Source organism: Acinetobacter soli, assembly GCF_000760595.1.
Classification (GTDB): Bacteria; Pseudomonadota; Gammaproteobacteria; order Pseudomonadales; family Moraxellaceae; genus Acinetobacter; species Acinetobacter soli.
On sequence record NZ_BBNM01000001.1, the window covers coordinates 399,163 to 411,275 of the forward strand.

Consider the following 12,113-nt stretch of genomic DNA (forward strand, 5'->3'; position numbering starts at 1 on the left):
ACATTCCTCCCTATGTCAGACTGGTTGTTTCTCATTATGGGCGTGCTCCCGTCGCTGGTGCCTGTGCCCCAGCAGCTGGTGTATTGTTGGTTGAAGGTACAGTGGGTGCTTGCTGAGCAGCCACTACACGAACCGCCTTGGTGGTGGTGACTTTATCGACCAGTTGTAAGCCCGTATAACCACGGCTTGAGCCAATATTGCCAGAGTGATTACCGCTGATGAGTCTGAAATTCACTTTGACCATCAGATTTGGATCGGTTTTACTTTTCCATGTCATCTCAAAACTACCATTTTGCTCTTTGCGCTGTGCACGGTCGATCAGTCGATTAATGCCATACTCACCCGGCTCATCAAAAATGGTATGGGTTTTTCCTTGTAAATCGACTGCTGTAATACGAGCACCCGGTATTGCACCTTGATTTGGCCAAACAAAATTGACCCACTGTTGAATACCGTTCTCGTAGGTCATACGCTGGCCATCGATATCAATCGTATACGAGCTGAACTGGCTATTCGGTAATGGATAAAATTGGAAGTTAGACTGAGCTGCCCCTGGTGCAGCAGCAGGCGTTTGATTTAATTCGCCTGTTGCCATGCCATTAATCGGCGCAACATAACGCTGGAAATTCATCACAAACTGAGGATTTAAGCTAATGCCCAAGTCTTTCCATGTTTTTGAGGTCAGTGTATAGCCACGTCGAATCACTAGCGGATCCAGATTTTCTTTAACAAAGCGCGCAATGCTGCCACTTTCACCAAAAATTTGCCCGATTTCAGCATTGGTGGCCTGCAATGTAGCCGATGAATTAAACGGATATTTCTGACTTAAATTGGTACTAAATGGCTGATAGGCCTGCATGGTCCATAATTTATTAATTTCGTCTTGTGCAGGTACAATCAGACTGTCAAAAGACTGCGTCAGCGGCGTCACTAAAAAGCGTTGCAACATCTGCTGATCCAGCTCATTTGCGCCGACCGAGATTTTTTCATCAATCAATTTCTGTGTGACATTAAACACCGAAGTTTGATCGTTGATGGTTTGTTTCACCAAAGTGATTGCACTTGGGCCAATCTCACCCGCATTTTTCAGCTCGTTGAATTTACTACGCACTTGCGCGAGATTTTCAAGGTATTCATCTAACAGTGATTTGTTTTGCTGATCATCGCGTTTGCGCACCAGTTGATAAAACATCTGATACTGCTGTGAGATCTGCCCTTGGGCTTTGCTCATGGCTTGTTGCTTAAGCTTATCATCATCTCGATTAAGCACTTTGCGTTTAAACCATGCAATAAAACCTTTTTGCGGTGCAGCCAGTTCGGCCTGAACCACCGGGTTATCCCAGTTGGTTTCTATTGCAACCCGATCAAGAAAGGTACGAATCGGTGAATTTTGCGGTTCACCCAAAACATCAATATTTTTCACTTGCTGGCTAAATTGAGTGGCTTTGGCATAATGCACACCATTTAAAAACTTACGCCACTCTGCGATATAGTCTTGTTTATATAACGCCACCAATTGTTTGCGAATCTGCTCTGGGCTTCCCGAAAAGGTCAGGTCATCCGATTGGCGACTATTGAGCACCCAGTCTTTGGTGTCTGTAGGTTTATTGGCGACTTCATCAATAGCGGTTTCGATATAGTCAGTCCATGCCTTATGAGTGAACATTCCCGGGAGCGCATAACTGCCTAGGATAATTCCTTTACTGTTTTCACCCACAATCTGCGATACAGTTAATGCAGGATAACGCACAGCAGCACGCATTTTAATTTCGTTATACACACGATCACGCGCAGGCATTCCCCGAATTACGGCCAATAAGACCTGACGTGTTTGATCGACCAGTTGGCTATCGGCTTGTAACACCGGGAAATTTGAATCGGTGGTCAGTGTCAGTGCATAAGATAAAATTTGTTCAGCTTTTTGGATCATATCACCGCGCGGCATCTGACCTTTATTGGCATCTAGCCAAGAGCGCCAGAAACGCGTCACCTGATCATTTAAATGGCTCGATTCGCGGTATTGCGGATTACTCATCATCAGATACGCTTTGAGTGCATTATAGGCATCTTGCGGATTGCTGTCTGATGGCTCGAGATACTGCTGTGTTTTTACGACTTGTTTGATCTCGACATTGGAATGATTGGCTTTAAGCGACTCTTCATTGCCTTTTACACGTTGCAAATACTGCGCAATATTTTGCTGCGTAGGTATCAATACAATTTGACGAACACCATTGAGATACTCGGCACGCAGTTGCTCACGCAAGCGATTACCTTGATACAAACCAAAACTAAATTTGAGCGGGCGATGCTGATCAAACTCATCAAGCTGTTGCAACCGTTCCTGTAAAATCAACAGTGCATCCAGTTGGGTTGAAAGTTGCTGACCGGAAGTTTTTTCTAATTGCACCACTTTGTTTAGATCGGCTTGCACATCTTGAATCAGTTGCTGATTATTGCGATATGACCAGACCCATACCCCCAAAATCAAAGCAACCCCCACTAACGAACCAATAAAGGCAACGTGGCGCTGACGTTTTTTGGCTGGATTGATGTGCTGTTTGACCAGTTCTTTATCACGCAAAATCACATCGGAAAATAATCCTTTTAAGAAATAACCGTGATTTTGAATCTGCGATTGAGTTGCGTGTGGATGTTCGGGATGTTCAATGGCCGATAAGCGAAACTCCTGAGCAATCTGCTCGGTCATCGGGCTTTCGACCACACCCTCTTGTAAGGCACTGGTAAAATAAAAGCCGCGAAATACAGGTTGGAACTGGTACGGATTATCTTCAAATAGGGTTGAAACAAAGCTTCTTAATGCGGGTTTAAGTGTTTTAAACTCGAGTGGGAAGGTCATGACGCTCGGTGAAATATTTTGCGCATGACGCCGGCTTAGATGTGTCGTACTAACCCCTTTTAGCCCTTCATACAAAACATTGTAATGATGATCAAAAAGATCCACAGCATTTTGCGATGAGTTTTGCTCATACGGCAGTGTAGCGCCCCAAGCCTGGTTGTATTCTTGCGCCTCGTAGCAATCGAAAAATTCGGTAAACCCTGCAATTAAATCCATCTTTGAAAAGACCAGATAAACCGGAACAATTACTTCAAGCTTTTCGGTCAGATCTTGTATACGCGCACGTAAGTTTTTCGCAAGCTTGAGCGAACTTTCAGGACTTTGACTAATGAGCTCTGCAATACTCACAATCACAATCAGTCCATTCACAGGTGCCTTCGGGCGATTTTTTTTCAATAGGCTTAAAAAGCCCAACCACTCAGAGTGATCTTCTGAGTACACCGAGTAGCGCCCCGCGGTATCCAGTAAAATACCGTCAGTCGAAAAAAACCAGTCGCAGTTTCTCGTTCCACTGAGTCCCGCAGAGACCATTTTCTGATGGTTCTCTTCAAAAGGAAACTTTAAGCCAGAATTATAAATTGCAGAACTTTTTCCCGCAGCAGGATTCCCGATCACCATGTACCACGGTAGCTCATACAATGCCGCGTTGCCCTTCTTATCTCCAAGGCGAGACTTACGAATCAGTTGAACCGACTCTTTCATTTGTTGCTGCATCAAATGCAGTTCGTCTTTATTGTTATATGAATGCGTTTCTGTTTCGATTTCTTTTTCAATTGCCTGTGCCAGTTCTTCTCCTTGTTTGGCATGTCGGCGACGCTGAATTAACCAGTAGATGCCATATGCAAGCAACATCAGCACGTACAGAGCCAGCAAAATCCAGAAAATGGTCTGGGGAATATATGAATACGATGAAATTAGCGCCACCAGCAACGACAGTGCGATGATCGCTTTTGGATTAGTGATGTACTGCCACAAGTAGCCTAAAATTGTATACATCGTGTTCTCATTTCAAATTTAAAATTAAAAAAAGTTAAGGTCATGCAGCAGCCTCATCCTTGGTTTCAACCTCAGCCACTGGATTTTGAATGACCGTTAATGTGTGATCTGTTGTACTCACCACCACATTAAGCGGCGGGAGAGTTGCTTGCATCGCCAGCATCGTGGCATAGATTTTTGCCACCTGCTGAGTGTCGGCATTGAGCGCGCACGGATAGAGATAGTGATGCGCCTCAATTGAAGTTTGTTGAAAAAAATGATCGAGTTTTTTGCTCAAATTGAATTGTGTTGCTGGCTCAAGCACATACACAAAAGGATCTTCCGCTTCATACTGCGCATGTGTTTCCAGATTTAAATCACAGAGTGCAGCGTGAGCGTGCGCAGCAGCTTTACAGACATTCAGATGCTTGATAGGTTCTAAGCCTTCAATCACCACGGTCTCTGCTGCTATACAACAGCTACTGATAAACTCGGCCGGTACGTGATTTTCTTTTTGCCAGAAGCGCTCGTCTATTACATCCTGATCAATTTCCGAATCGACTGCTGACACCCAATACACTTCATTTGGTTTACTTGTAATTTCTCGAAGTAAACTGTTCCATTTAGAATAAGCCGAAACTGAACTCACAAATTGATACTCAATCATGAGCTGCTCTGGATTTAAGCCGTACTGCGTAAGCTGTGCATAGATCAGCGAATTGGCATGCTCATCCTGCCAAATGTGTAGCAAGTCTTCAGGCAAAAATAGTTGTAGCGTTAAACGATCGAGCTGCTGTACAGGTGGCGTGAACATTGCGGATTCAAGCTCAGGTGTATCGGTTTGCTCATTTTTCCAACCTGGATGAACACGATAGTCATAACTTTCCTGTGTGTCATAAAATAATGCAGAACGATTTAAATGCGCGGCAATCGACTCAAACACCGATTGATGCTGTTCGAGTTGATGCTGAATCAAGCTATAAATTCGCTGCTGACGAAGCGCAAGCTCCGATTCATCGTCAGCCAAAACTAAATCTGCAATGCGATATGACAAAATAGGCAAACCATAAGAATTGGTTAGCTCACTATCTAAACTTGGACTTTGATAAGCCACAATCGCCTCAAGAATATCCGTGTTTTCACCACTTGCGGCATAGGCAGATGCGGCAAAAACATTCAGCTTAAGCCACTCGGGCACTTCTGCCTGCACGGCTTGAGCAGGTATTTCCTGAGCATGTTGCGGCTGCATTGAAGCTTGCTGCTGACGATTTTGATATGCACGATAGGCGCGATAAAGAAGCCATGGACTTAAGATCAAAAGCCCCAATACAATAGGCAGTACAAACAGATACAGCCATAAATCGGTACTGCTTGGATCAAACTGACTGTCCTTCCAGTAAAGAATCACTACACTGATAACCAGTAGCAAAACACCCAGCAACACCCATATTATTTTTTTAATCATGCAACCACCCCGATCAAGGCATAGCAGGTATCATTACGATCTTGCCCAGATGCTGCCGACATCAAAAAAGCACCTTGTCCTAGCCCCTGCTCATGCACTGAACTCAATTGAAATGGTTGTACATCTTCATGTTTTAAAATCAGACGTACATCGACCAATAGCGTCGGGTTACTCCATGTTTGTAAAATTTGTTTTAATCGCTGGCTATGCTCACCAGATGGCAAAAAACGCAAGTAATCCTGACGTTGCAGTGGGCCAATCTGGATCTCAATTTTGCCATCCATCTGCTCTACTTGATCACCACAGAAGGTATTCACGCCCAATAAGCTCGGGTTTTGTCCGCCTAAAGAAGTTTTCTGTGTATCGTTTAAGGCAAACTTTTCCCGAATAAACTCTTGAACTTTTACTTGCTGTTTAAAAATACAACGTAGCATGGTACTGAGTGCATAAGCCGTATGGTTTTGCCCCTGCATTAAGCCTGCAAATTCTGCGAAGTATTCGTCTAACTCTGGCTGCTGATGCTGCTCGGCAATATAGCCATTCAGTGCATGCAAAATCTTTAAATAATGATTTTCTTCTTCAATTTCATAGCGCAGCGGTAAATGATGTACCAGACTGGCATCTACATACTGGGCAGACAAAGTGTGGTTAAACAGACCTAAAAAGGCTTGGGTTTCTTTACGTTGAGGTCGTGCACTGCGCTTGACTTTGTTGGTATAGGTATAAGGCAATGCGCCTTGCGTTCCAGTTAAACCGACAATCAGGTTGACCAGTTCGATACGATCATTTTCTTGTGCCAGATGCTCAATTTCAGTAGCAGGAAAACCTAATTCTAACGATGTACCAAAATAAAAATGCGATGCCCAGCGACGCTGATTGAGGCGAAATGGTACATGTCGCAGTAAACGGATGGCCTGAATAAATTCGAATTTTTTAGGTGTCTGAAACAGGTTTTCTGTTACAGAAGTGCTTTGCCACCAACGTTCTGAACGCATTGGTATAACTCCTGTTGACGTTGACTGTCCCAAATCACCACATCGACAAAACTGTTCATTTGAACTTTTAAATTGAAGATATGACTGAGCAACTGACTGAAAATATATACGCTGTGCCCACGAAAAACTGTAGGATCAACATAAACATTGGCTTTGATCCCTCGCACAAACATAGGAAAAGGTTTGGCCTCGACCAGCTTGTGCGTTAATTCAAACTGGATTTGCTTGATGGCATGAATCAGTAATGTATTTTCTTTAGAATGTGGCAAATTATAGAGCGCTAAAAGTTCCTTTAGATGCGACAGGCTATCGCCTTTCATGAGTGCCAGCGTATTGAGTGATAAATGCGAAATAATTCGCCACTGCTCATTTTTATTTTGTTCAAACTGATACGGCATGGTAGGTCGTTTTAAAACCGTTGCACGGCGTGCCAGCGTACTGTTGTTTAGATTGAGCGTGGTGTGTGTTTGTCCGAGGACCTCGTGTGGAAGGTCCCAGTTTGAACACAACAATTGCGTACTCACGTAGTCTGAAGACGTATTAAATGGCTCCAGCTGTTTTGAAACAATTGTAAATCGGGTCTGCATCCGGCTCGAACTGCTTATTTTTTGCTGATTCAATGCATAAAAAAACTTAACCGTCTGAGGGTGATAATGACTCATGGCGAAAAAAGGTAAAACAGGTGTGGTGATCTGTTCCTGATTACTTTTCTCGCGAATCATCTGCATATTTTGAATAGCATACACCTGATAGGCATCAGGATAATGAGCATCGGTCAACAATGAATATTCAAGTTGCTGATGATTGATCTTTTGTGGTTCAGCCTGTTTTTCAAAAAGATTGATAATCGGTGTGGTAAAGAGTTTGAAGTTTTCAGTGACAAGTTCAGAGTAATTACGAACGCTCGCTGTATCATTCAAGTTGAGTTTAAGATGAACTGATAGCTCAAAATCAGACTGGCCCGACAAGAACGACTTGAGTATAGAAAGATTAAGCTTTAAATAATTGAATTTTTCTGGAAAGCAAAAATATTCCATCAACAACCGATAAGCATGATGGGTATGCTGATCAATCGGCAGTAAGGCCTGCTCTTCTTCAAAGCCCATGATCTGAAATGGATTCGGAATACTATGCGTCTGGCGGTTTACAGTAATCGAAAACTGGGTCTCTGTTTTAAATAACTGATCGAGTACTTGAAGCGGAAAATTAGAAATACTGTCCAGATAAATCGGTAATTGTTCATCAAGCAGCCATGTCTGCGCCGGATTCAAAAGATCAAAATGAAAGTTAAAACTGGCATTTTGGCTCAAGTGTGCACGAGCACTGTCTAATGTTTTAAATTCAACCCGTGCCAGTTGAATGGGCAATAAGCGTACATCGTAGGTGGTGTTAAATTCGCACTGCACGCCTCGAAAGCTGCGCGATTTCAAACGTGTTTGTGCCGGAATAAGATGTGGCTCGGTCAATTGTTTGAGTTTCTGAGGATCATCAAAACTCACCACACTACAGGCTGGAAAGTGTCGCAAATATTGCGGAAACATCACCTCAAATAATGAGCGGGTAAAAATGTCGTGGCTGTCTGTAATTTTTTTATCAATACGCGCCGCAATTAAAGAAAAGGCCTGAATCAAGCGCTCGATATGCGGATCATCAATCTGTTCTTGATTGAGCGCGAGACGCTGTGCAATTTTAGGATATTTCTGCGCAAACTCACGCGATTGCTGACCAAACTCTTGAAGCTGTTTTTCATAGTAGGGTAAAAGTTCTTCTATCACAGCAGCTCCACTTAGCTTTGAGCAGAAATTACATATTGTTGTGTGGTTGGTTTCAGCAAGGCATCAAATACCACTGGTTCATATAATGGGTGGATATTCAGATAGGCCTGAATACTCAAACACAATGCGCCCATATTATGACCATCAAGCAACATCTCGACCTTGACCTGCTTTAAGCGAGGCTCATGTGCGGCAATCGATTGTTCGATTGATTGACAGATTTTTTCCCGATCCATTGGATTGGCTGTCGATAAACCGACAAAGTCGATAATGCCAAACTGTAAAATAGATTTTTGAGCCAATGGATAGTGATCCATGACATGGTCCATTTTTGCAATGCGGCTGTTGAGCAAATCTTCTAAATCACGTGCCACAGATTCGCGCAATTGTTGTACGGACAAACCGCTTAAGTCTTCTTGTTCAGGGGCAAGTCGATCAAACAGTGTCGAACGAAATCCAAATGGATATAAGTGATCTAGATTCATTTTCTCAAACATGAAAAACCAGATAGAGAACAATCGAAATTGTTCTCTATCCAGCTCGAAGTTAATGCATTATGCTGCGTAAGACGCGGTGTTGTTAGACAACGACCATTTCTTGGTAACGGCACCCTTCGCTGTACCATTGATGTCTTGCTGGTTGTAAGTCCACTCTACTGCTGCGTACTTAAGACCAAACGTTTCAGTCGGTACACCTTCTTCATTTACAGTTGGTGTCACGCTTGATACCAAGACATGCTTCAATTTAATCTGCAAGTACTTGATTCGTTTGTCGCCATTGGCACGGTAAAAGTCGATCTGTACTTCGTCGAAAGTGTAACCCGCTGAACATGCTTCCCAAAGTTTTGGACTTGTTGCATCCAAATCTTTTACAAAGAGCATGTCTGAGTGTTCAACACGTTCTGCTGTATGACCACCGACGCTACTTGAAGTTGCTGATTTTGGCTGACGAATGTTATGAGCCCATGAATTGACTTCTAGCCAGTCTTTGTGCTCAGCATCACGTGACTCGCCATCCACCTTGTATTTACCACGAAATTGAACGTATATATCTTTCATTTCAAAATTATCCTATTGTAATTTAAAGTTATTATGAGCTGTTCTCTAATTTGAGGACTGCGGAAGTTCCGTGACTAGTCTTAAAGAAACTGACAACTCATCCAGCTGGAAGTGGGGTCTTAAAAAGACCACCGATTTGTAGTGTCCCGGTTGTGCCGGATCTTCTACAACCTTTACAGATGCCTCACGAAGTGGGTATTGCGCTTTTGCTTCTTGTGAAGCTCCATCATCAAGCAATACATACTGAGACAGCCATTCATTCAAGAAGGCTTCTACGTTCCCTGCTGAAGCAAAACTTCCGACTTTATCGCGCATCATTGCTTTTAAGTAATGTGCAATACGCGATACGGCCATGATGTATTGAATTTGACTCGACAATGCGGAATTGGCATTTGCAGTATCACTGTCGTACTTTTTCGGTTTTTGTGTCGATTGCGCACCAAAAAATGCAGCGTAATCGGTATTTTTACAATGTACTAACGGAATAAAGCCTAAATCGCTCAGCTCTTTTTCACGACGGTCTGTAATCGCAATTTCAGTTGGGCATTTAAATGCCACCTCGCCGTCATGCGTTTTAAAGGTGTGTACAGGCAGGCCTTCGACCAATCCGCCACCTTCAACACCACGAATCGCGGCACACCAGCCGTGTAAATCAAACGCATTGGTGAGTCGAGTACCAAAGGCATAAGCGGCATTCATCCACAAATAATCGTGGTGATCTTGACCTGTCACATCCTCTGCGAAGTTAAAGCCTTCAGTGGCTGTACCTTCTTTCGGATGATACGGCAGACGACCCAAAACACGTGGCATCGTCAACGCTACATAGCGCGCGTCTTCACTGTCTCGAAACGAACGCCATTGTACATATTCGGCCGTTTCAAAAATTTTCGATACATCACGAGGGCGATCAATATCTGTATAAGACTCTAATCCAAACATATTTGGATCGGCAGCCGAGATAAACGGCGCATGAGCCGCAGCAGCTACATGTGAAATTTGCTCAAGCAGATACATATCCGATGGCGTGCGGTCAAACTCGAAATCACCAATCAACGCCGAATAAGGTGCACCACCAAAAGAGCCGTATTCTTCTTCATAAATCTTTTTAAACAAGGTACTTTGATCAAAATCGGTTGCACCCTGAAAATCCTTGATCAGCTCTTTTTTTGTAGTGTTGAGCATGCGGATTTTGATTAATGGATTTGACGGTGTTTCTTGGCAGAAATAGTAGAGTCCACGCCAAGTCGATTCAATTTTTTGAAACTTTTCATGATGCATAATTTCGCTGAGCTGCTGGGAAATCAAGGCATCAATCTCTGCAATTCGTTTGTCAATTGACAAGGTCATGTTTTCAGAGACGGTAATGGTACCTGCCATCACCTCTTTAGCCAATTCACCAATGAGGCTTTTGGCACGTGTATGCTCTTCATCATTACGAGCAATGCGGCTTTGCTCGACAATTGAATCGAGCAAAGGTGTACTTTGAGTCTCGACTGCTGCCGCTGTATTGGCCAGTTGTGAATTACTCATGATCCACCTCATTGCTTAATTTACGCACTTGATCAGTATTTTTCAGCACTTCATCAAGTAAATCTTCAAGTCGCTCATTATTCGAAATTTTATTACGCAAATCGGTCAGACGCTCACGTGCTTCGACCAGCTTACGTAATGGCTCAACTTGTTGAGCCACATGCTCTGGGCGAAAGTCATCCATCGAATTAAAGGTTAAATCCACATGCATTCGTCCGCCTTGTTCAGTTAAGGTATTCCCTACATCAAACGCGGCACGAGGTGCCATGGATTGCATCACATCGTCAATATTGTCTAAATCAACGTTAATAAATTTTTTATCTTTTAATTTGGTTTTTTCAACTTCTGACGCCGCAGAAAAATCTCCCATTACGCCTACCACAAATGGCAACTCTTTTGCTTCTTTGCCATCACCAATCTCAACGTCATAGGTGAGTTGTACACGTGGTGGTCGAATTCGTTGAAGCTTCTTTTGTACGCTTTCTCTTTTCGCCATGGTCAATTTTCCTGTGTCAAATTACTTTAAAGAATCAAATGGACTTGCACTTGATTTCGATGCGGGAGCGGCGGCTTTGGCTGGAGCCGGGCTTGACGCTTTTGGTTTAGGCGTACTTTTTGTAGAACGCTTCGTGCTGGACGTTGCAGCTACACGTTGGGCACGTGCTTTATTTCTGAGTGATTCATCGGTGATGGGTTTGAGGTTTGAGGTATCTGGCGCAGGGACAGCACTTTTGATCGCGTCGGCAAGTTCTTTCGCGGGTGGATAAGTCGTATCTTCAGTGAGAAAACGCATTTCAGTATTACGCATCTCTTTTAAGCTTGTATTGGCAATCGCAACGCTCGATAAGAAAGTGACGTCTGTGAGGAGATTTCCGCGAACATTCTGCTGCTTGAGTTGATTGACTAAATACAGCGCATTCATATTTTGTCCGATCTGATGAAAACGCATCGCAGCCTGAGCCAATAAATCATTTTTACGATCGGCATTTTTTTTATCACACACTTGTGCATAAAGTGAAAGTAGGGCTTGATCTGTTTGCCCTGCAGCCTGCGGATAATCACGTATACAGCTCTTTTTCAGCTTAATATTTTCATCGTTTGCATGAGCAGAATTTAAAAATGTTAAGCCAACTAAAATCACTGAAAATACAATACTTTTTCTCAAAATATGCCTCTTAATCATTTAAATTTTTTAGGGAAAGACATTACAATTTTTTGTCAATCACAAATCTGCTCATCAATTTTTATAAAATTCGAACGTGCGGATTCTATCAAAAAACACACCAAGCTCGTCAAGACTAATCTGTCTATTTATTTTAAAACTTTATTTAACACGCAATCAATAATCAATACAAGAGAGTTTAATACAATCAACTTCATCTACCCATTAATGTTTTTTTTCGGTAGAATAAAAAAGCAAAACGCACCTAAAAAAGTATAATTTATTTAAAATCA

Annotated in this window: 9 protein-coding genes; all 9 read right to left on the reverse strand. The window is 42.8% G+C overall.

Going from position 1 to position 12,113, the window contains the following annotated elements; translation table 11 throughout:
• Positions 1 to 34: 34 nt before the first annotated feature.
• The 9 genes from tssM to Aso01_RS01950 all read right to left on the reverse strand — a co-directional run bounded on the left by tssM (position 35) and on the right by Aso01_RS01950 (position 11,823).
• On the reverse strand, positions 35 to 3,856 hold the full coding sequence (tssM, locus tag Aso01_RS01910) for a type VI secretion system membrane subunit TssM (RefSeq protein ID WP_004939555.1): 3,822 nt from the start codon (positions 3,854 to 3,856) through the stop codon (positions 35 to 37).
• 40 nt (positions 3,857 to 3,896) lie between these two features.
• The gene (locus Aso01_RS01915; RefSeq protein WP_004939556.1) at positions 3,897 to 5,300 is read right to left on the reverse strand and encodes a hypothetical protein; all 1,404 of its coding nucleotides are present in this window, start codon (positions 5,298 to 5,300) and stop codon (positions 3,897 to 3,899) included.
• Entirely contained in the window at positions 5,297 to 6,295 is a 999-nt protein-coding gene (gene tssG / locus Aso01_RS01920; protein ID WP_004939560.1) for a type VI secretion system baseplate subunit TssG, read from the reverse strand. Before tssG ends, Aso01_RS01915 begins: the two co-directional genes overlap by 4 nt.
• On the reverse strand, positions 6,259 to 8,070 hold the full coding sequence (tssF, locus tag Aso01_RS01925; RefSeq protein ID WP_004939563.1) for a type VI secretion system baseplate subunit TssF: 1,812 nt from the start codon (positions 8,068 to 8,070) through the stop codon (positions 6,259 to 6,261). Before tssF ends, tssG begins: the two co-directional genes overlap by 37 nt.
• Before the next feature lie 11 nt (positions 8,071 to 8,081).
• Complete coding sequence (tssE, locus tag Aso01_RS01930) at positions 8,082 to 8,555, reverse strand: type VI secretion system baseplate subunit TssE (RefSeq protein ID WP_039910098.1); 474 nt, start codon at positions 8,553 to 8,555, stop codon at positions 8,082 to 8,084.
• 69 nt (positions 8,556 to 8,624) lie between these two features.
• Positions 8,625 to 9,128 carry an Hcp family type VI secretion system effector gene (locus Aso01_RS01935; RefSeq protein ID WP_004939568.1) on the reverse strand — a complete coding sequence of 168 codons (504 nt, stop codon included), beginning with the start codon at positions 9,126 to 9,128 and terminating at the stop codon, positions 8,625 to 8,627.
• A 45-nt stretch (positions 9,129 to 9,173) separates the two neighbouring features.
• Positions 9,174 to 10,658 (reverse strand): type VI secretion system contractile sheath large subunit, encoded by a 1,485-nt coding sequence (gene tssC / locus Aso01_RS01940; protein ID WP_004939570.1) that lies wholly within the window; start codon positions 10,656 to 10,658, stop codon positions 9,174 to 9,176.
• The gene (tssB, locus tag Aso01_RS01945) at positions 10,651 to 11,154 is read right to left on the reverse strand and encodes a type VI secretion system contractile sheath small subunit (protein ID WP_004939573.1); all 504 of its coding nucleotides are present in this window, start codon (positions 11,152 to 11,154) and stop codon (positions 10,651 to 10,653) included. The genes tssC and tssB overlap by 8 nt, the downstream gene beginning before the upstream one ends.
• A gap of 21 nt (positions 11,155 to 11,175) precedes the next feature.
• A complete protein-coding gene (locus Aso01_RS01950) occupies positions 11,176 to 11,823 on the reverse strand; it encodes a hypothetical protein (protein ID WP_004939578.1) in 648 nt (215 codons plus the stop codon).
• Between the last annotated feature and the right edge of the window lie 290 nt (positions 11,824 to 12,113).